Raw genomic sequence first — 20,815 nt, forward strand, 5'->3', positions numbered from 1 at the left:
TTTTCACAGTAACCCAGCGGCAGAGACCAGACCGCTTTCGTAGGCTGCGATGACGAGCTGGGCCCGATCCCGAGCCTCCACCTTGGCCAGCAGCCGGGTGATGTGTGTCTTCACCGTAGCCAGACTCACCTGCAGATGAGCGGCGATCTCATTGTTCGACAATCCTCGCGCGATCAGCGTCAGCACTTCACGTTCCCGCTCGGTGACCCCGTCCAAGCCCTTGACCCGAGGCATCGCAGGAGTGCGGGTGAACTCCTCGATCAGCCGCCTCGTCACCTTCGGAGCCAGCAACGCCTCTCCGCTCGCCACCACCCGGATAGCAGCAAGCAGATCCACCGGTGGCGTATCCTTCAACAAAAATCCGCTCGCGCCCGCCCGCAGTGCATCATAAACATAAGAGTCAAGATCGAACATCGTCACCACCAGCACCCGGCAGATATCTCGAATTCGACGAGTGGCCTCGATCCCATCCATTTCCGGCATTCGTACGTCCATAAGAACCACATCCGGACGCTCCTGCACCGCGAGAGCCACGGCCTCACTTCCCGTCGCCGCCTCCCCCACGACCTCCAGGTCAGGCTCAGAGTCCACCAGCACCCTGAAACTGCCCCTGAGCAGTGCCTGGTCATCGGCCACGACCACGCGAATCATGCGACCTCCCGGTAGGGCAGTCTCGCAAACACCCGAAATCCCCGTCCGGCAACGTTTCCGGCCTCGAACGCGCCACCGTACAGCGCGACCCGCTCCCGCATCCCGATCAGGCCGTGACCGGCACCGTCAGAGGGCGTGGTGCGCCTCCCCGGGCCGTCATCCACGACCTCGATCCGGACATTCTCGCCATCCGCGACCACCGACACACGGCAACGCGTGGGCGCGGCGTGCTTGACGACATTGGTGAGCGCCTCCTGCACGATGCGGTAGACCGACAGCCCCACACCGTCAGGCAACCGCTCCCACTCCCCTGCCCCCTCATGCGGGCCATCTTTCTCCGACACACCGAGCTCGAGATCCACCTCGACCCCGGCCAGCCGAGCCTGCCCCACCAACCCCCGAATGCCTGCCGGACCAGGCGCGGGCACCCGCTCGGGCGCCTCCGTCGATCTCAGCACGCCGAGCAGGTGGCGCATCTCGACCAGCGCGCTCCTGCTGGCAGTCTCGATCACCCGCAGCGCGTCGTGCGCCTCCTCCGGCTTGGTCGCCATGACATGGTTGGCGACCCCCGCCTTGACCGCGATCAGCCCCACGCTGTGCGTGACCACGTCGTGCAGCTCGCGAGCGATCCTTAACCGCTCGTCGGCCACCGCCTGCGCTGCCAGCCGCTCCGCGTCGCGGGCCGCGAAGGACCTGCGCTCCTGCACGGCCCGGCCGACGGTCCACGCCGCTCCGAGGGATCCGATGCCGAGCAGCGGCTGGTCGAGGTGCAGCAGCCAGCCGGGCGCCTGATCGCGCGGCGCGCCGGCCATCACCAAGCCCAGCACCGTGACCAGGCTTATCACCCCGATGCCCATCGTCGGAATCACCGTGCCACGTCTGTCGGACAGGGCGACGACGTAGAGAGCATACGCCGGCGCCAGGTACGCGAAACCCATGGCGTCGGCCAGCACGGCGAAGACCGCGAGAGCGAGTGTGAGGCAGAAGACGCTCAGCGGCCACAGCCTGCGCAGGGCCAGTGGCAGCCCCAGACCGAGAGGAAGGGCGATCCGCATCCACGGGGGTATCGCCGTGGCGTGAACCGTCACCGTCAGGGCAACGAACGCGAAGCACAGCGCTGCCACCGCGTCGAGCATGATCAGCTCGCGACGGCTCCTGCGTCGGGCGAAGAAGGGATGCGTGTCGTCCACGCGTTGAAACGTAGCCGGTGAAGCGGTGCGCGCACGTCAACCCAGGGTTTGACCTTGAGATTCGAACCGTGGTCCGACGCGCCGGCGACCCGCCGTCCCGCATCCTTTACAGCGTGATCGAACTCCAACACCTCACCAAGCGCTACGGCGCCACACTCGCCGTGGACGATCTGTCCTTCGCGGTCGAGCCCGGGCATGTGACCGGGTTCCTCGGTCCCAACGGCGCGGGCAAATCGACCACGATGCGTCTGATCCTCGGACTGGACGCGCCGACCTCCGGCCAGGCCCTGGTCAACGGGCGTCGATACACCTCTCTCAGCAAGCCGATGCGCGAGGTCGGCGCCCTACTCGACGCCGGCGCCGTCCATGGCGGGCGCAGTGCCTACAACCATCTGCTGTGCCTGGCGCGCACCAACGACATCGGTCCGAAGCGGGTGACGGAGGTGCTGGAGCAGGTCGGGCTCGCGGACGTGGCCCGTAAACGGGTGGGTGGGTTCTCCCTCGGCATGAAACAGCGCCTCGGCATCGCGGTCGCGTTACTCGGCGATCCAGGGATATTGATGTTCGACGAACCGGTCAACGGCCTCGATCCCGACGGCGTGCGCTGGATCCGCGACCTGATGCGCGCGCTGGCCGCCGAGGGCAGGACGATCCTGCTCTCCAGCCATCTCATGAGCGAGATGGCACTCACCGCGGAGCGCATCGTCATCGTCGGCCGCGGCAAGCTCATCGTCGAGGCCACGGTCGCCGACCTGACGGCGCGCTACCCCTCGCTCGAAGACGCCTACATGGCCTTGACCTCCGGCAGCGTTCAATTCGGGGCGGCCCGATGAAGGCAGTTCTCTCGTCCGAATGGGTCAAGCTCCGCTCGGTGACCTCGACCTTCCACACGGTCGGCGCCGCCGCCGCGATGGTGGTCCTCGGCATCGCCTGGACCGTCTACGTGAGTGTCCTCGCCGACGAGAGGGGGATGCTCCGCGCCGCCGCTCCGGAGGAGGGCTTCCTGCCGCTCGTCCAGCTGAGTCTCGCCGTGCTCGGCGTGCTCACGATCACCTCCGAACACGCCACCGGCATGATCCGCACCAGTCTCGTCGTCGTCCCGCGACGCAGCACCCTGTTCCTGGCCAAGACCGGCATCGTCGCTCTGGCCACGTTCGCGACCGCCACATCGATTCTCCTGCTGACCTACGTGACGAGCCGCCTCATCGCCGGCGAGCGCCAGCTCGGCTTCAACGAGTCCGCCTTCACCGACGACCTGCCCGCCCTTCTCGCCTCCGGCCTGTCGGTGACCGCACTGGCGCTCGTAGGGCTCGGCCTCGGCGCCGCCATGCGATCCACGGCGGGAGCGCTCGTGTCGGTCGTCTCCTTACTGTTCGTGCTGCCCGGCGCGGTCAACTACCTGCCAGCACCGTGGAACACGCGTATCGCCACACTTCTCCTACCGAATCTCATTCCGCAGATAGCAAGCGAGCGCATGTCGTCCCGTCTCGGCGACGGTTTCCTACCGCCTTGGGCCGCGCTGGCCGTGCTCTTCGCCTATCCGCTCGTCACCCTGACCATCGGCTATTACGCACTCAAGCGGAAAGACGCATGACCATCCGCACACTTGCCACCAAACCCGGCTGCGAACGCCACGAGCCATCGTTCGCCCACCCCGGCAGCCCCACCGCATCGGCCATCAGCTCTCGCCTGCTGCGAACAGTCGCCCCCACAGCCTGTACGCAACTCGGACGCGTGCTTCCACACCGCTCGGCGAGGCTGCTAAGCGCCAACTCGGCCAACGACGCAGTCTCCGATAGGAGAGCCGCCACACGTCCGTTCACGCCCCAACCGAGCACCGACGCCCAACCGCTCTTCTCAGGCCACCTGAACATCATCCGCAGCCGCACCGACACCTACAGCACCGGCACCGGCACCGGCACCGGCACCGACCGAAGCCCCCACACCGAAGTTGGCGCTTCCGCCGACACCGACGGCAGCATTGCCACCCGAATCGGCATAGTCACCCGAACCGGCACTGGCAAGAGCAGCGGCAGCGGCAGCGGCAGCGGCAGCGGCAGCGGCAGCGGCAGCGGCAGCGGCAGCGGCAGCGGCAGCGGCAGCGGCAGCGGCAGCGGCAAATCTAACTTCGACCGGCCCGAGAACACCACCACCAACAATACGAAGAGTCATCACGATTGCCGACGGAGGAGCGCATGAGTGTTCTCGCTTCCGAGTGGGTGAAGATCCGCTCGCTCCGCTCGACCTACCTGGTTCTGGGGCTCGCGCTCAGCGCCATTGCCATAGGCCTGGCACTCGCCGTGATGGCGGCCGGCATGTACGACACGGCGTCCGCCGCTCAGCGATCCCGCGCCAGGATCGCGGACCTGGAGGAGGTGCTCGTCATGGTGCCCCAGCTCTGCATGGGCATCCTGGGCGCCCTCACCATCACCTCGGAATACACGACCGGCTTGATCAGGACCAGCCTGACCCTGGTCCCGCGCCGATGGCCGGTCCTCGCCGCCAAGTCCGTCATCGTCGGCGCGCTGGGCTTGATCGTCGGCACTCTGACGGTCTTCGGCACCTACTTCCTGGCTCGGGAGGTGCTGGGCGACCGTTTCGCGGGCGCGTACACCGCTCCTTTCCAAGACCGCCTGCCGCTTTTGCTCGCGCTCAGCCTCACGGTGCCGGTGCTCGCGCTGCTCGGGACAGCCTTCGGTGCCCTGCTCCGCTCCGCCGCAGGTGCGATAGCCCTCATTGTGGGGCTCGTCTACGTGATCCCCATGATCATCGGCAACATCCCCGAGCCGTGGAGTGAGCGCCTCGGATCACTGATGATCGGCGCGTTGCCCCGGGAGATCACAGGTGACACCATCACCACCTCGGTGTACGGCTCTCTCCTGTCCTCCATCGCCGCCGCCCTGGTCATGATCGCGTACGCGATCCTCCCCTTGATCGCCGCCACGTGGCTGGTACGCCGAAGGGACGTTTGACCATGCAACTCCCCGGGCTCCCGCCCCGCTCCGACCACTCCGGCACGGCGGATCAAGCCCTCACACGCCACAAGCCCGAAGGGTCGGCTTTCATCCGGAAGTGGGGCCTCGCCGGGCGACGAGGCGACGAGCTCGCCGCACATCGCCGACCTGGACGAACCAGGCCAAGCTGGTGGGGAAAGTACGCCGCCCTGTGGGACATCATCATCCGGACGTCGCTGTATCGCCTGCTCCGGCCGCGACCCACGACATCGGCGGGCACGCCGGAGCCGGATGACGGCCTCGTGCGCGTACGCCCGCAGGTACGGCAGGCAGGGACGCCTGCCGTACCCTCACCAAGGTCAGACTTCGACCACCACGGGGATGATCATGGGCCTGCGGCGATAGGTGTCGCTGACCCAGCGGCCCACCGTGCGACGTACGACCCGGCGGATCTCCTGCATGTCGACCACACCATCCGCGGCCTTCTCCTCGAGGGCCCTTTGGATCTGCGGAATGAACTCGTCGAACTGCATCGGATCGATGCCCGACCCTCGCGCGTGGATCTCAGGGCCGGCGGTGAGCTTGCCCGTGTTGGAGTCCACGACCACGACGACGGAGATGAATCCTTCGTCGCCCAGGATCCGGCGGTCCTTCAGCGAGGTGTCGGTGATCTCACCCACCGACGAGCCGTCCACGTAGACGTAGCCGGCGTGAACCGCGCCCACGATCTTGGCGCGTCCGTCGACCAGGTCGACCACGACGCCGTCCTCGGCGATGACGATGTGATCCTCGGGCACGCCGGTGAGGGCTGCCAGCTTGGCGTGGGCACGCAGATGGCGCCATTCGCCGTGCACCGGCATGAAGTTCGACGGACGCGTCAGGTTGAGCACGTACAGGAGCTCGCCGGCGGCCGCGTGGCCGGAGACGTGCACCTTGGCGTTGCCCTTGTGCACCACCCGGGCGCCCCACCTGGTCAGCCCGTTGATGACCTTGTTGACCGCCGTCTCGTTCCCCGGCACCAGCGACGACGCCAGCAGCACGGTGTCGCCTTCGGCGATGCGGATCGGATGGTCGCGGTTGGCCATCCTGGACAGCGCTGCCATCGGCTCGCCCTGGGATCCGGTGCAGATGAGCACCACGTCCTTGGGCGGCCACTCCTCGATGTCGCGCGAGTCGACGATCAGGTCCGGCGGCACCTTGAGGTAGCCGAGGTCGCGGGCCACGCCCATGTTGCGCACCATCGACCGGCCGACCAGGGCCACCTTGCGGCGGTGCTTGGCGGCGGCGTCCATCACCTGCTGGATGCGGTGTACGTGCGACGCGAAGCTGGCCACGATGACCCGCTGCTCGGATGTCCGGATCACCTCGTCGATGACCGGCCCGATCTCGCGCTCGCTGGTGACGAATCCCGGCACCTCGGCGTTGGTGGAGTCGGACATCAACAGGTCGACGCCCTCGGTGCCGAGCCTGGCGAAACCGCCGAGGTCGGTGAGCCGGCCGTCGCTGGGCAACTGGTCCATGCGGAAGTCGCCGGTGTGCAGGACGATGCCTGCGGGGGTCCTGATGGCGACGGCCAGCGCGTCGGGGATCGAATGGTTGACCGCGAAGAACTCGCAGTCGAACGGCCCGAACGTGTGCCGCTCACCCTCGACGACCTCGACCTTGGTCGGCTGGATCCTGTGTTCGGTCAGCTTGGCCTCGATCAGGGCAAGCGTGAGTCTGGAGCCGATGAGCGGGATATTGCGTCGCTCGCGCAGGAGGTACGGCACCGCCCCGATATGGTCCTCGTGAGCGTGCGTCAGCACCACGGCTTCGACGTCGTCGAGCCGGTCCCTGATGTACTCGAAGTCGGGCAGGATCAGATCGACACCCGGCTGGTCGGGCTCGGGGAACAGCACCCCGCAGTCAACGACCAGCAGGCGACCGTCATATTCGAAGACGGCCATGTTTCTGCCGATTTCCCCCAACCCACCGAGCGCAACGATGCGCAAGCCGCCTTCGGGCAGCATCGGCGGGGGGCCAAGCTCAGGATGCGGATGGCTCATGCCTGGCCCCCACGGTCAGATCTTGTTCTCAAAACTCCCGGTTCCTCCCCGTTCCTATGCGTCTGTCAACTTCACCCCGCCGGCTACCAGGCAAGCACGCAGCTCGGCGATTTGCTTCTCTGTCGCGTCCACGAGCGGCAGGCGTACCGGACCGGCCGGCACCCCCACCATGCTCAGTGCCGCCTTTGCCATGATCGCGCCGCCGGCGCGCAGCATGATCCCGTCCACCACGGGCGCCACCTGGCCGTGTATGGCCATCGCCTGCTCGACGTCCCCGTTCTTGTGCAGGTGGATCATGCGCGCCAGTTCCGCGCCCACCACGTGCCCGACGACGCTGACGAACCCGGCCGCGCCGAGGGACAACCAGGCCAGGTTGAGCAGGTCGTCGCCGGAGTAGAAGGCGAGATCGGTCGAGCTCATCACCTGGCTCGCGGCGAAGAGGTCGCCCTTGGCGTCCTTCACGGCCACGATACGGTCGTGCTGCGCCAGCCGGATCAAGGTCTCGGTCTTGATCGGCACGCCGCTACGACCGGGAATGTCGTACAGCATCACCGGCAGCTCGGTCGCGTCGGCGACGGCGGTGAAATGCCGGTACAGCCCCTCTTGCGGAGGCTTGTTGTAGTAAGGCGTCACCACCAGCAGACCGTGCGCGCCGGCGCGGGCTGCCTGCTTCGCGAGTTCGACGCTGTGGCGAGTGTCGTTGGTGCCGGCTCCCGCCACCACGGTCGCGCGATCACCTACCGCCTCGAGGACGGCGCTGACGATGCGCTGCTTTTCCTCATCCGAGGTGGTGGGCGACTCACCCGTCGTCCCGTTGACGATCAAGCCGTCGTTGCGCTGCTCATCCACCAGATAAGCGGCAAGACGTCGCACAGCCACATAATCGACCTCGCCGTCGGAGGTGAACGGCGTGACCATCGCGGTCAGCATACGGCCGAAGGGCGCGTCAGTGGTTCCAGTTGGCGATGCCATAGTGCGAACGCTACCTGGATTCAGAAAACCATTGGACGTCGCCACCCCGCTTTGCCTGCCTGGAGCCGCCTTTTGCCCCCTTTCGCCGGACGTTGCCGCCCAGCACCTCAACGGTAAGCGATGAAACCGACTCCCCCGACCGTCGCCGATGAGCCGGGCGACGCGGATCCGGCGGCGTATCGGAGGCGATCATGAGTCCGGAGAAGAGTGCGCCCAAGGACCAGGGCCGCTTGATCGTTCGCCGCCCGCAGCCGTCCCGGGTCGAGGACGCATTCTCGCCGCTCAAGGGCAGGGCGTTCCGGAGACGCGGCGCGAATCGCAGCACGCGGGAATCGTCGATCCAGCAACAGGCCGAGACGCCGTCGACTGTGCCGCCCGTGAACCATTGGTGTCCGCCACCGGCTGAAGTGCCCCCATGTACGCAGTCTCGGCGTCACGAACCAGCACGCCCACCGGGCCGACCACACCGCCGAAGCACCGACATCTCAGCCCAATACGGCCGTGGCACTGCGCTTCGCAAGATCCCAGGCCCGACGACTCATGAGCCTGCAAGCGCCTCGAACCCCTGCCCGGGCACGACGCTCAGCTACGGAAGTGCCACCGATAGGGGCACGCACCGGAGCCACACCTTGAACGGCCGGGACAGCTTTACGGAACTCGATGGCCTATGAGCGATGTCCTCCGACAGCCACCGCTTGGCCACCTACGACGACAGTTCGATCTGGTAGCGGATGAAACCCCGGTTCTCGGCGACCTTGTCGTACAAGTGCCGTGCGGTGCTGTTCGACTCGTGCGTGTTCCAGTACACCCGCGAGCAGCCGCGACTCCGAGCCCAATCCGCCACGGCCTCGATCAGGGCGCGGCCCACACCCTTGCCGCGGACATCTGGAGCGGTGAACAGGTCTTGCAGGTAGCAGACGTCCGTACCGGGTGTCGAGGTGTTCCCATGGGTGAGGAAGTGTGTGATGCCGACCAACCGCCCGTCGATCCTCGCCCCGAGCGCGTGCAGCGTGGCATCGGTCTGGAATTCATGCCACGCCCGGTCGTACATCTCATCTGGCTCGACCCGCTCGTAGAAGTCGATGTACGAACGGAACAAGCCTTCCCACACATTCCGGTCAGACGGGAGAAGCTTGCCGATATCGAGCATGATGCACCTCTTGGATGTTCGACGTCATGGGAGCACGGTTGCACGCGAACCCTGCGGGAGGGAGCTTCACAGGGAGGCCGGCAACGCCTTCGAGCTCGCAACTTAGGAGAAATGTCACCTCTCCTGAACAGCCACTCAACGGCGGTACCCGAGGACCACTTGTGCTCCATGCTCAGCGGCCCGCCGCGGGCGGCAAGCGGCACAGCGCACCCGACCTTTCACGAGCTCACGAGACGCAGACCGAGCACCCTGCGTTCACGAAGCGTGAGGACCGCGACTGAAGATGGCAGCGATCTGCCCGAGCAACAACCAATTGCGCAGACTGGACGGGGATCCAGTCAGCGGGGGGCCTGGACCGCCATGGGTTGGGGAGGCCGCTGAACCGGCGTTCGAGCGCCTCTTCCCGAGCCCCGAAAAGCAGGACTGACCAGGGGTTCTACACCCGGCAGACGGCACCGCCTCCTGAGGCGGACATGGAAGAGGTCGCCGATATGTGCTCGGGGGTACACACATCGACGACCTCTATCGGAGAATCGGCACCCCTTACATCGGCGTTACAGGGTTTCTCCGATAATTTTCCACCATCGCAAAGTTGGGGCTCCAGCAGTCATCGATGACGGTCGGTTACCTGTCGAATACGGCAACATGGGGCAACGCCTCACACGAACCCCCAGGGATGCACTAGTGGCCACCTCAGATCCGGTCTACCTGCGTGTCGTCGAAGACATCCGGCGACAGATCACCGACGGCACCCTTCCCCCCGGCGCGCCTATTCCTTCGCGGGCGCAGCTGACCCGTAAATACCAGGTCGGCGAGACCGCCGCCCGTCACGCGCTACGTGTGCTCGCGGGCGAAGGCCTCATCATCGGCCGAGTGGGCTCGGGCCATTACGTCAGAGAACGCCCCGATCTCACCCCGCTCTACCGATGGCGTTTTCTTGATCATCCCGCCCCGTTCGCCGCCGACCTGCAGTCCCAGGGCCGGCGCGTGACCTGGGATTGGCACAGCGAGCCGGCCGAAGCGGGCCCCGACATCGCCAGGCGGCTCCGCCTGCCCGAGTCGGCCACGCTGACCAGAACGCATTACGTCTTCCGCGGGGACGGCAAACCACTCCAACTGGCCACGTCCTACGAGTTGCGGGAGTTCGCCGCCCATTCGGACGAGGAGCGGCGGAGCCTGGTCGCGCGGATGTACGGGCACGGGATAAAGATCACTGAGATCGTCGAAAGCGTGCATACCCGCATTCCTCGCCCGGTGGAGAGCGATGCGCTCGATCTGGCGGCGGGCGTGCACGTCTTGCATGTCGAACGTACGCACTGGGCGGGCGACCGTCCGGTGGAGACCAGCGACATCGTGATTCCCGGCGATCGCTTCCGGGTGATGTACAGCATGCCTGTTTAGGGCGGGAAGCTCCGGGCGAGTGGCCCCGTCTCGCCCGGAGCTTCCGTACTGGCGAGGCGTCTGAGCCGGCGGCGGCCCGTACGCTGAACGCAGGGGCGATTCGGCGGGGTTTGCACCGCCTTGGACCTATGTACGTGTGCGGAGATGTGCGGCCTGGGCACGACTCGACTGAAGAGCAAGCGTTCCGTCGACCGGAACACGATCACGACAGGGCGGCGGATCAGGCCCGGGACGTGTTACCCGAAGACCTGCCGTACGCCGCTCACTACGAAATTCGTGCGACTGAATCGTCCCTGGGCCAGGCTCGGGCCGGGTGTCTACTCGGCGATCCGGCGGAACTGATCCTCGGAGCGGCGTCGACACCGTGGCCGGCGCGAGCGTCGACCAATGGCCACCACGTCGCGCAGAACGGCTTCCCTCTGACGCTTTCGCCTCTGCAGTCTTCTCCGTCGGCTGCCCGGACGCGGAAGTCGGCAGGTGGTTTCCCACCCGAATAGAACAGTTCCGCCCGTACGTTTCTGTTCAGCCAGGTTATACACGCGAAGAGTCTTCGTCCGTTACTCGGCTGGACGTCATCAAGTCAGCATTTCCCGTACATTGCGCGAATCAACGAGACATTGGGGCCCCAGCCGCCTCCGGCAAGCACTCGGAGAAGTGAAAAGCAGTACCCCGCCGCCGGTTACGGATTACTCTTCTGTCGGGCAGGGGCGCCATGCAGAGATCCACCCCCTTCAATTGGCCGCTCCTGCCTCCATTCGTTCACGCGTCCTGAATTCGCTGCTGCCTCTGGCCCTTCAGAGCGGCTATCCGACCACGAGTGTCTGGGCGTTCCCCGCGAACAGCAAGCTCCGCCACCCACGCGCTTGTCCGGATATTTCCGATGTCCACGAATCGGGTGTCGTCCCTCTGAAGCGCGACTCGCTCGAAGCCATGCAGTGCCCCGACTCAGCCAGTTCACCCAGGCAAACGGCGCGCAGCAAGATCATTGACTTCCACTCGGTGAGATGCAGCCACCACTGCCGCCTCCGCCCGCTTCATCAGGGGCCGACCACCGCAGGCCGGACCGTGGTCGCGTTACCGCTGGCCGGAGCCACGACCGCGCCGACGCACGCCAGGCCATGACCGTGCGGCCACGCGCCGGACCATGAAGTTGTAGTCACGTGCCGGGCCATGCCGTGCCGCCACACACCGGCCGTGACCGTACCGACGCACGCCGAGCAGGTAACCGTGCAGCCACGCGCCGAGCCGTGACCTTGTCGCCGCGCCATGCCACGGCCCTGTCGCCACAGGCCGGTCCATGGCCGGGTCGCCACCATCGACCCGGACCGTGCCGCCACACGCTGGGCCATGACCGTACCGACGCCGGACGGCACCACCGGGCCGCCTGTCGGTCGGGGGGCGCGGACCGCCTGGCCGGTTCCGCACCCGTGTGAGAGCCGCGGCCCACGCACCCACCCCCTCCCAACAGATGGGGACGTTGCGCGCATATCGTGCGATCGATCTCGGCGAATGCGCAGGTCAGAGATTGTCGGTGCGGGTTGATACAACGGTTGCGGAGGTTGCCGATGCGAGTCAAAGACCTGTCCGAGCGCGACCGACCGCGCGAACGTCTGATGGCTTCGGGTGCCGCCGCCCTGGCGGACCGAGAGCTGCTGGCTGTCCTGCTCGGCTCCGGGTTCCGCGGGGCGAGCGCCCTCGACCTGGCCAGCCAAGTGATCGAGCACTGTGGAGATCTCGACGGGCTCGGCCGTTCCGACCCACACCGGTTACTGGCGCTGCACGGCATCGGGCCGGCCAAAGCCGCGCGCGTGACGGCGGCCTTCCATCTGGCGCGCCGGGCCGGAGCCTGTCCTGAGCGTACGCGGATCACCAGCACGTCCGATCTGGCGTACGCATGCGAGCCGCTGTTGCGCGACTGCACCCATGAACGGCTGGTCCTGGTCGTCTGCGACACCGGTGGGCGGGTGCTGAAGCGCGCGGTGCTGACGGAGGGCGGGAGCGATCACACCGTGATGCCCGTACGGGAGCTCATCACGGAAGTGCTCACGGCCGGCGGGGCGATGTTCGGGCTTGCCCACAATCATCCCGGCGGGTCGCTGGAGCCGAGCATGGCCGACCTGGAGGCGACGGCCAGGCTCATCGAAGCCACAGAGACCGTCGGGCTGAGGCTCCTCGACCATCTGATCATCACGGATGGAGCCTGGAGGCGGATTCCCACCTAAATCAATTGCAGCGCACATCAGGAGGTCGGCACGCTGCAAACGGAATGATCCTGGATATAGCGTCGAACGGTGGTTTTCCAAGGGGTGCCCATGAGAATCTAATGGCGCGGGTAGGCCGTTATGGACGTCAGCCGGCCACAACTCGTCATGGCGTGGCACCATGCCCCTGGTAAGCACGGGGCCACGTCCATGGTCTTGCACGATCCCGTTGAAGCCCATTCTCGCCATATTGGAGGATATGGAGGGTTCGGGTGGACACATGAGCTGGATCAGGCAAGACGCACGGTACGTCAGCGATGGCGCCCCAAAGCGGGTCATTGCCAACGGTGTCCGGTTCGCAATTTGCGATGGCAATGGCGCAAATTGGGCGCTCGCTCGTACCTGCGCCACCGAGCGGGGACGTGTTTCCCGTTCGGTGGCGCGTGGGGGCAACAGCTTGTGTTCGTCAGGTTGCGACCCATGGCCTTCACCAAGGGTCGCAACAGAAAGTCGGAGCCACCGGTTAGGAACCCCTTCACTAAACGGTGGCTCAGGCGGCACACTGTTGTCTGCGGCCATCGCGATGACATCCCTTGAACTGCGTCTTCAAGGGACCGCGATGGCCGTCACCATTTCCAGGCCCGGCTCCAGCACGGCGTCTCTCCGGCGGATGGGCGATCGGATCGCCTGCGGGTTTCGGTGGTCCACGGGCTCGCGTCCGCGGTTCATGGCCGACGTCCGCACGTGCATCCCACAGGTAGTGCCACTTCCGCTCCGGCAGCCCACTGGGATCAACCGCCGCAGGTGCTCCGGGTGCTGCAAGTCCCCCAGGCGCCGTCGATAGACGCTGCCGGCGCCCCGGCGTAGACAACACACAAGGTCACCGGTGCTGCCTGCGCGGAGGGTCCACAGGGCCGCCCCGGAGGGTGCATAGGGCTGCCTGCGCAGACGGCATGCCGGTGCCGCTGACACTGAGGCGCTGCCGATGCGGACGACGCAGAAGGCCGCCACGGCTGCCTGCTCGGACGACACGCGGGGCTATCAGTGCTTACTGGCGCGCAGAGCTCCTGGTGCTGCCGGTGCGGAGGGTGCACAGGGCTGCCTGCGAGGACGGCGTGCAGGACTACGCGTCGGTGAGGGGGTACGCAGAACTGCTGGTGGGTGTTACCGGTGCTGCTGGCGCTGAGGTGCTGTGGGTGCGGACGGCGCACGAGATTGCCGGCGGTGCCTACGTGAGCGGTATGCCGGTGCTGGTAGCGCGGACGGCACGGAGGACCGCCGATACTGCCTGCGCGGACGGCACGCGGGCTATGCCGGTGCTGCTGGCGCGCGCGCCAGTGCGGGAGGCGCACAGGGCCGCCGATGTTGCCGAAGCGGACGACACGAACGGCGCTCAGGGCTGCCGGCGCTACCTGCTGCTGGCGCCGGTGCGAACGGCGTGCCGGGCTGCTCGTGCCGCTGCTGCCGAACGCGCCTTTGACGCCTCGCCATCTCGCGGCTCATCGTTCGCGCTCGGCAAGGCTCCCCTTCGTGACGCTGAGTCGCGAGCAGGGGTGTCTTTGAGTCGGTGACGATCCAGAGGAATAGCACCCGGGGCGACACCCCGCAGAGCCGCCGATGCTACCGGCGCAACGGTGCTCCTGGCGCTGCTGGTGCGGAACGGCACGCAGGCTGCCGGTGCTGCTGGCGTTGACAGCGCACAGGGTGCCGGGGCTGCCTGCTGCTGGCGCGCCGGTGCGAACGGCACGCGAGGTCGCCGGAGCGGACGGCATACGGGCCACGGTGCTGCTGAGGCGCTAGCGCGGACGGCACGCAGGACTGCCGGTGCTGCCGACGCGGACAGCGCACAGGGTCGCCGGGCTGCCGGCGCCGGTGCAGACGGCGTGCAGGGCCCAGGGGGCTGCCTGTTGCCCGTGCTGCTGGCGCCAGTGCAGACGACGTACAGGGCCGCTGGTGCTGCTGGTGGCAGACGTGCCCACGACGCCCTGATCTCATCGCTACTTTGCCGGTGTAGGTCGACTGGGGCGGCTGGGGTGAAGGGGTGGCTGTGGGGCGGTGAGTCAGGACTGTTGAAATGTTTATAATCCGGGCGTGCTCGATCGTACGGGTCCCGTGCCGCTCTATCAGCAGGTCGCCGGCCTGATCCGCGATCAGATCGACAGTGGGGTGCTTCGACCTGGCGATGTTCTTCCGAGTGAGGCCGCGCTTGAGGAGCACTATGGCATCGCTCGGACGACCGCGCGTCGCGTCGCCAGGGAACTGCGGGAGCGGGGGCTGGCGTACACGGTTCCGGGGGAGGGGACGTACGTCGGTCAGCCGGGCATTCCTCGCACGCCACGGAAGGTGCCTATATATCAGAGAATCGCTGGTGAAGTTGTCAAACGTATCCAGCGAGGTGAGATCACGCCAAACAGTGCCATTCCCGGCGAGAAAGTGATGATACGACAATATGGTGTGGCGAAGGTGACGGTACGGCAGGCCGTCGCGCATCTGCGGGAGCAGGGGTGGGTCTTCACCGTGCCGTATAGGGGTACGTTTGTGGCCGATCCCGAAAAGTGGCCGGGGAATCGGGGCTCTTGATTGCCCTGTGTTTGACGGGGTCGTTGGATAACCTTGTAGCGTGCCGAATCGCGAGGGCGGGACGTACCTGTATCTCCAGATCAGCGAGGTCATCAAAGCGCGCATCATCGCCGATCTTTCGCCTGGAGATCTTGTGATCAGCGAGGCGGGGATCCAGCGGGAGTTCAAGGTCGCGCGCACGACCGCGCGCAGGGCGATTCGTGTGCTGCGCAACCAAGGGCTGGTTCATACGCGGCAAGGAGAGGGGACATTTGTCAACGCTCCCGGCCAGACCGGGCCATCAGGCAGGCAGACGCCGTTCTATCGACACATTGCCGATGAGCTCAGAAAGCGGATCAGAAGTGGCGCCTTGGTGCCGAGTAAGCCGCTGCCGAGCGAGGTCGATCTGGTGCGTGAATTCCGTGCGGCACGGGAGACCGTACGGCGGGCTCTTACGTTGCTACGGGAGGAGGGATGGGCGTACAGCATTCCGCATCGTGGCAGTTTCGTCGCCCCTGTGGAGCAGTGGCCCATATCGGAGTGATGCGGCGGATATGGGGATGCGGCGACTGAAGGGGCTGCAGGCGATACAGAGGATGCGGCGTACTGGGGTCGAGGGTTACGGCTCAGCCGCTATGGGATGTCAGGCGCCCCGACAGGTGTCCGTATGTCCTCCGTATGTCCTCCGTCTGTCCTTCTGTTCTCCGTCTGTCTTACTTTCCCCGCCGGCCGGTACAGACGCCTTGGCCTGATGTAGGTGCCGCTGGCCGGATGTAGGTGCCGCTGGCCGGATGTTTGATGCCGCCGGAGATGGTGGCGGTGGTCGCGGCGAGAAGGTGGATCGGCGGTGTCGGCGCGCATCATCGCCGATGTGGGCAGGGCGGATAAGGCTGAGCGGGTCGGAAACTCGCTCGGATCTGTGGACGTCATCCCGGGCATGTGGGAGGTCATTCCGGGCGAGAGGGGTAGGCAGGCCAGTGAGTGGCGGGGTGCGCGGAGTTGAGGTGCCGGTGGATGGGGACGACGGGATGTCTCCGGAATGCGGACGAAGTGGTGTCGCCAGTGGTCGGTAGCGGACGTCTCCGACGAGTAGAGGGGTCGGGGTTACGCCTGTTCGATGGTGATACGTCTCTTGCGAACCCGGCGAGAGGATGCCGTGCTGTCCGGCGGCCAAGCCACGGTCACGTCCACGGACGAGCCGAGCAACGGGTACGCCTCCTTTCATAGCGCGGGACGTCTCACGCGAACGTGCGAGACGGTGCCGCGCCTGCCCGGCGGCTAGGCCTCCATCGAGTAGAGCAACCGGGTTACACCGGTTCCATGGCGGGACGTCTCTCGCGAACCCGACGCGACGACGTCGTCCTCCCCGGGTGGCCGAGCCTCTGACGAGCCGAGGAACGGGGTTACGCCTGTTCCATGGCAGGCTCGCTCTCAGGGGTGATCGCCAGGGTTGGGGCACGCTGCCGTCTCGGGGAGGCGGTGTCGCACCTGCACGGTGGCGGGCCTCGCCGACGAGCGTGAGGGGCGGTGTCTCAGTGCTGCGAGCGGGGCGGCGTCATGCGGGTGGGGCTGGATTTCCGTTTGGCGGCCCGCCTACGCGTGACACGACCCGGTACCACAGGCACACCACCGTGGTGTCGTGGCTCACCTCGTACCCCTGCTCCGCCCAATAGCGGCGGTGCGTCTCCCGCCAGTCCTCCACCGAGCTGTACCCCTCCCCCTCCGCCTGGGCGAACTCCCAGCTCACCTCGGCGAACGGCGTCAGTTCGACTCGGGTGATCTCGATCTCCGCGGTGCGTTCCCCGGAGGAGTTCACCAGGACGAGTCTCTCCCCGACCTGCTCCAGTTCCTCGCCTTCGGCCTCGTAGTCGAGGGGCAGGAGGCCGGCTGTGGCCGTCTTGGCGCCCGACAGTGTCAGGTCGGTGAGCCAGGTGCGGAGTTTGCCGGGAGTGCCCAGTTCGAGGACTCTGAGTCCGTCTATGCGCGGCCACATGAGGTCATCCTAGAAGTCGCCAGCCATACGACGGCGTCGTGTGGCCGTCACATGACGTGACGGCACCCGGGTGACCGCCGTACGACGTGCTGCTTGATGTCGTTCCGAAGTTCTCAGCCGGCGGCTTCGGAACGGGGCGTCAGAAGACCGGGATGATGTCCTCCGGGTCGATGAAGTCCACGGGGACTCCTTCCAGGTCCAGCTCGGGAATGGCGGGAAAGGCGATCCCCCACCGTTCGACGATGGCTCGGACGCGGGCCATCGCCACCCGCCAGTTCTCCGCCTGCTCCTCGTACGACAGCAGCCCCAGCCCCGCCTCCCGCGCATGGTCCATGAGGACGCGATGGTTGGGCAGGAAGTAAGGGGGAAGCTCCCAGAAGCCCTCCGGCGGCTCCCAGAGAATCATGCTGAGGAAGACGAAACCGGCCCTCAACTGCCGGGTGATCAAAGTACGGGTCTCGTCGGTGAGGCCGGGCCATTCGGTTTCGAGAATGGTCATGCAGATCTGCAGGTGGCGTGACTCGTCGCGGCCGATCCGCTGGAACATCTCGCCGAAGACGGGATGACTCGTGCCCGAGGCCATGCCTCTGAACAGGGTGGAGGCGGCCATCTCGCCCATCATGAAACTGGTGAAGAGAACGGGCAGCGAATACTTGCCCACGGCCGAGGTGTAGCCGGTCCAGTAGCGGCCGCCGTTGTGGTAGAGCCAGCCGATGTTGTTGTGGGCGGCCGATTCGAGGTCGTCCGCCGGTGTCCAGTCGAGCGGGCCGCCCGGCCAGAGTCTGGCGATCGTACGCTGGCAGCATTCCTCGTGGTTCATCTCGTCGCGGGTGATCGAGAAGAAGCACTTTCTGACCGGGTCCTCTTCGTGTTTCTCGAAGGCCTGGATGGTGGCGCGGGCGAACACCGCCGGCCCCGAGGCGTCGAAGTTCGCCAGGACCGCGAACCAGTACATGATGCCCAGGCGCTGCTCCCGCGTGAAGTCGTCGGGATTGAGGCCGTCCCAGGGCAGGTCGGCCGGGTTCCAGACCACGCGCTTGGATTTCTCGTATATGGCGGCGAGCTTCTCGGTCTCCACTCGCCATTCCATGGGATAGATATTGGGCTGCGGGATTTCCGGCGCCGGCCAGAATCCGCCTTCCGGGATCGTGAGGTCAGCCATTGGTGTGACACCTCCACTCCCATCCTGCGGCGCGGCGTCACGGCTTTCAAGTACGGGCGCGCTGGGTGACGGCCACGCAGACGAGCACGGCCACGGCCGCGAGCACGGTCGCCGGGCCGAAGCGCTCGCCCATCAGGAACCAGGCCCACACCAGGGTGAGGAGCGGCTGGGTGAGCTGGGTCTGGCCCGCTCTGGCGATGCCGCCTCTGGCCAGGCCCGCGTACCAGGGGATGAAACCGAGGAACATCGAGATCGCCGCCACGTACGCGAGCCCGGCGACGGCCTCGGGGGTGATGGTGATCGGGGTGGTGAGGGCCAGGACCGCCGTCACGGGGAGCGTCACAGGAAGGGAGAGCACGAGGACGTGCGAGATGACCTGCCAGCCTGGCGTCTGCCTGGTCAGGCGGGCGCCTTCGGTGTAACCGGCCGCCGCCGACAGCAGGGCCGCGACGAGGAGCAGGTCGGGCCAGGACGCGCCGCCCTGGTGCTGGATGAGGGTGAAGGCCGTGATGGCGGCGGCGCCGGCCGCGCAGGCGACCCAGAACAGCGGGCGGGGGCGTTCTGAGGCTCTCAGGACGGCGCAGGCGGCCGTGGCGGCCGGGAGCAGGCCGATGACGACGGCGGAGTGTGCGGTGCCGGCTCCGAGGGCCAGGGCCAGGCCGCTGAAGACGGGGAAGCCGAAGACGACGCCGCCGGAGATCAGCGCGTACGAGGGCCACTCGGCTCTGCGTGGGAGGAGTGGACGGCCGCTGGCTCGCAGGCAGATCAGGGCCAGTACGCCTGCCAGGGCGGCCCTGCCCACCGCGACGAGCCAGGGGTCGAAGCCCTGCATCGCGTAGACGGTGGCGGGGAAGGAGCCGGAGAAGGCCAGCACCCCCAGGAAGGCCAGAGCTGTCCCCCGCCGACGATCACGTCCACGGTCGTGATCTCGCTCCCGACCATGGTCATGGTCGCGGGACTGCGGCTGCGGCTGTGGTGGGGTCTCGGGCTCGGTGCCGGGCTGGGGCGTGGGTGGGGAGTCAGGGTGAAGGTCGGGTTGGGGGAGCGCTACTGCGCCGGTGACGATAGCGCTATCATCCGATCTCATGAACAACGATAGCAGTATCGCTCAGATCACCGCGATACTGCGCGAAGAGGCCGAACGCCTCGGGCCGGGCGCGCGGTTGCCGTCCAGTCGGGAGATCATGCGCCGGCACAACGTCAGCCCCGTCACCGTCTCCAGGGCGATCGGGCAGCTGGCCGCAGAAGGGCGGGTGGTGACGCGGCCGGGCAGCGGTGCCTTCGTGGCCCCGCCTGTGCGGCCGGCGCGGGACGCGGCCGATCTGTCCTGGCAGACCGTCGCGCTCGGGGATCGGGTGGTGGACGACGGGCCGATCACGGCCCTGCTGGGGGCGGCGCCCGAGGGGGTGGTGCCGCTGACCGGTGGATATCTGCGGCCCGGGCTGCGGCCGGACAAGCAGCTGGCCGCCGCGGCGGCGCGGGCCGTACGCAGGCCGGGCGCCTGGGCCAGGCCGCCTCTGACCGGGCTGCCTGAGCTGCGGCGCTGGTTCGCCACGCAGGCCGGCGGCGACGTGACAGGGGCCGACGCGTTGATCGTGAGCGGCGGACAGGCGGCGCTCACGAACGCGTTCAGAGCGCTGGCGGCTCCCGGTACGCCCATCCTCGTCGAGACGCCCACCTATCCGGGAGCGCTGGCCGCGGCCAGGGCGGCGGGGCTGCGGGCCACGGCGGTGCCGATGGACCGCGACGGCGTGCGGCCCGAGCTGCTGGCCGAGGCGTTCGCGATGACGGGGGCGCGGGTGTTCTTCTGCCAGCCCACCCTGCACAACCCCACCGGCGCCACCCTGCCCGTCGAACGCCGCGAGCAGGTGCTGCAGGTGGCGCGGGCGGCGGGCGCGTTCGTGGTGGAGGACGACTACGCCCGCTACCTGACCGGGCAGGCGCCCCCGTCGCTGGCGTCGATGGACCGCGACGGCACGGTGGTGCACATCGGCTCGCTGACCAAGATCCTCGCGCCGAGCCTGCGGGTGGCGGCCGTGATCGCCAGGGGGCCCGCCGCGCACCGGCTGCGTGCCGCCCAGCTCGTGGAGTCGTTCTTCGTGGCGCGGCCGTTGCAGGAGACGGCGCTGGAGTTCGTGGGGTCGCCGGCCTGGCGGCGGCATCTCACGGCCGTGCACGCCGAGATCGTGATCCGCCGCGACGCGCTCGCGGCGGCGCTCGCCGAGCACATGCCCGCGGCCGAGCCGCATCTGCTGCCGATCGGCGGCATGCATCTCTGGGTACGGCTGCCCGCCGACGTCGACGAGGGCGCCCTCGTGGAGACGGCCAGGCAGAACGGGGTACTGGTGAGTCCGGGCCGGATGTACTACCCGTCGGAGCCGCCGGGGCCGCGCATCCGGGTCACGCACATGGCCGCCGCCAACCTCGCGGAGCTGCGTGAAGGGGTCAGGCGGCTGGCTGAGGCCCTGACGATCACAAAAGTGCGGGCAGCCCAGTAGATGGCCGGGTTCGAGTCCAGTAGATCAACCCGGGAGATC

General features: G+C 67.2%; 17 protein-coding genes and 1 pseudogene. 10 read left to right on the forward strand and 8 right to left on the reverse strand.

Features of this window, described 5'->3' with window-relative positions; all coding sequences use genetic code 11:
- Positions 1-3 precede the first annotated feature (3 nt).
- Together AB0C27_RS04185 and AB0C27_RS04190 are read right to left on the reverse strand one after the other, a co-directional pair.
- The gene (locus tag AB0C27_RS04185) at positions 4-651 is read right to left on the reverse strand and encodes a response regulator transcription factor (protein WP_357837516.1); all 648 of its coding nucleotides are present in this window, start codon (positions 649-651) and stop codon (positions 4-6) included.
- The gene (locus tag AB0C27_RS04190; RefSeq protein WP_357837519.1) at positions 648-1,841 is read right to left on the reverse strand and encodes a histidine kinase; all 1,194 of its coding nucleotides are present in this window, start codon (positions 1,839-1,841) and stop codon (positions 648-650) included. Before AB0C27_RS04190 ends, AB0C27_RS04185 begins: the two co-directional genes overlap by 4 nt.
- A 113-nt stretch (positions 1,842-1,954) precedes the next feature.
- On the opposite strand from AB0C27_RS04190, the pseudogene AB0C27_RS04195 reads away from it, so the two are divergent.
- From AB0C27_RS04195 to AB0C27_RS04210, 4 genes and pseudogenes are all read left to right on the forward strand, one after another.
- Positions 1,955-2,593 (forward strand): annotated as a pseudogene (locus AB0C27_RS04195) (ATP-binding cassette domain-containing protein); the annotation flags it as partial.
- A 77-nt stretch (positions 2,594-2,670) separates the two neighbouring features.
- Positions 2,671-3,435, forward strand: a complete 765-nt coding sequence (locus AB0C27_RS04200; RefSeq protein WP_357837522.1) for an ABC transporter permease — start codon at positions 2,671-2,673, stop codon at positions 3,433-3,435.
- A complete protein-coding gene (locus AB0C27_RS04205) occupies positions 3,432-4,040 on the forward strand; it encodes a hypothetical protein (RefSeq protein ID WP_357837525.1) in 609 nt (202 codons plus the stop codon). The genes AB0C27_RS04200 and AB0C27_RS04205 overlap by 4 nt, the downstream gene beginning before the upstream one ends.
- The gene (locus AB0C27_RS04210; protein ID WP_357837528.1) at positions 4,037-4,813 is read left to right on the forward strand and encodes an ABC transporter permease; all 777 of its coding nucleotides are present in this window, start codon (positions 4,037-4,039) and stop codon (positions 4,811-4,813) included. Before AB0C27_RS04205 ends, AB0C27_RS04210 begins: the two co-directional genes overlap by 4 nt.
- Before the next feature lie 341 nt (positions 4,814-5,154).
- Here the strand turns inward: AB0C27_RS04210 and AB0C27_RS04215 are convergent, their stop codons facing one another.
- From AB0C27_RS04215 to AB0C27_RS04225, 3 genes are all read right to left on the reverse strand, one after another.
- Positions 5,155-6,840: a ribonuclease J gene (locus tag AB0C27_RS04215; RefSeq protein ID WP_357837531.1), complete on the reverse strand. Its 1,686-nt coding sequence runs from the start codon at positions 6,838-6,840 to the stop codon at positions 5,155-5,157.
- A 54-nt stretch (positions 6,841-6,894) separates the two neighbouring features.
- Positions 6,895-7,812, reverse strand: coding sequence for a 4-hydroxy-tetrahydrodipicolinate synthase (gene dapA, locus AB0C27_RS04220; RefSeq protein ID WP_357837534.1), 918 nt, complete (start codon positions 7,810-7,812; stop codon positions 6,895-6,897).
- Between the two features lie 703 nt (positions 7,813-8,515).
- On the reverse strand, positions 8,516-8,962 hold the full coding sequence (locus tag AB0C27_RS04225; protein WP_357837537.1) for a GNAT family N-acetyltransferase: 447 nt from the start codon (positions 8,960-8,962) through the stop codon (positions 8,516-8,518).
- A 684-nt stretch (positions 8,963-9,646) separates the two neighbouring features.
- On the opposite strand from AB0C27_RS04225, the gene AB0C27_RS04230 reads away from it, so the two are divergent.
- The 5 genes from AB0C27_RS04230 (at position 9,647) to AB0C27_RS04250 (ending at position 15,667) form a co-directional block, all read left to right on the forward strand.
- Positions 9,647-10,363: a GntR family transcriptional regulator gene (locus AB0C27_RS04230; protein ID WP_357837540.1), complete on the forward strand. Its 717-nt coding sequence runs from the start codon at positions 9,647-9,649 to the stop codon at positions 10,361-10,363.
- 1,565 nt (positions 10,364-11,928) lie between these two features.
- On the forward strand, positions 11,929-12,585 hold the full coding sequence (gene radC, locus AB0C27_RS04235; RefSeq protein ID WP_357837543.1) for a DNA repair protein RadC: 657 nt from the start codon (positions 11,929-11,931) through the stop codon (positions 12,583-12,585).
- 1,094 nt (positions 12,586-13,679) lie between these two features.
- A complete protein-coding gene (locus AB0C27_RS04240; RefSeq protein WP_357837546.1) occupies positions 13,680-14,135 on the forward strand; it encodes a hypothetical protein in 456 nt (151 codons plus the stop codon).
- Between the two features lie 520 nt (positions 14,136-14,655).
- Complete coding sequence (locus AB0C27_RS04245) at positions 14,656-15,144, forward strand: GntR family transcriptional regulator (protein WP_357837549.1); 489 nt, start codon at positions 14,656-14,658, stop codon at positions 15,142-15,144.
- Positions 15,145-15,184: 40 nt separating this feature from the next.
- On the forward strand, positions 15,185-15,667 hold the full coding sequence (locus AB0C27_RS04250; protein ID WP_357837552.1) for a GntR family transcriptional regulator: 483 nt from the start codon (positions 15,185-15,187) through the stop codon (positions 15,665-15,667).
- A 1,011-nt stretch (positions 15,668-16,678) separates the two neighbouring features.
- Here the strand turns inward: AB0C27_RS04250 and AB0C27_RS04255 are convergent.
- The 3 genes from AB0C27_RS04255 to AB0C27_RS04265 all read right to left on the reverse strand — a co-directional run bounded on the left by AB0C27_RS04255 (position 16,679) and on the right by AB0C27_RS04265 (position 19,167).
- A complete protein-coding gene (locus AB0C27_RS04255) occupies positions 16,679-17,116 on the reverse strand; it encodes an ASCH domain-containing protein (protein WP_357837555.1) in 438 nt (145 codons plus the stop codon).
- A gap of 139 nt (positions 17,117-17,255) precedes the next feature.
- Positions 17,256-18,206 (reverse strand): hypothetical protein, encoded by a 951-nt coding sequence (locus AB0C27_RS04260; RefSeq protein WP_357837558.1) that lies wholly within the window; start codon positions 18,204-18,206, stop codon positions 17,256-17,258.
- Positions 18,207-18,324: 118 nt separating this feature from the next.
- Positions 18,325-19,167: a DMT family transporter gene (locus AB0C27_RS04265; protein WP_357838010.1), complete on the reverse strand. Its 843-nt coding sequence runs from the start codon at positions 19,165-19,167 to the stop codon at positions 18,325-18,327.
- Between the two features lie 196 nt (positions 19,168-19,363).
- On the opposite strand from AB0C27_RS04265, the gene AB0C27_RS04270 reads away from it, so the two are divergent.
- The gene (locus AB0C27_RS04270) at positions 19,364-20,776 is read left to right on the forward strand and encodes a PLP-dependent aminotransferase family protein (protein ID WP_357837561.1); all 1,413 of its coding nucleotides are present in this window, start codon (positions 19,364-19,366) and stop codon (positions 20,774-20,776) included.
- The last annotated feature ends 39 nt before the right edge of the window (positions 20,777-20,815 follow it).

It is taken from the genome of Nonomuraea sp. NPDC048882 (genome assembly GCF_040649755.1).
GTDB classification, from domain to species: Bacteria; Actinomycetota; Actinomycetes; order Streptosporangiales; family Streptosporangiaceae; genus Nonomuraea; species Nonomuraea maheshkhaliensis.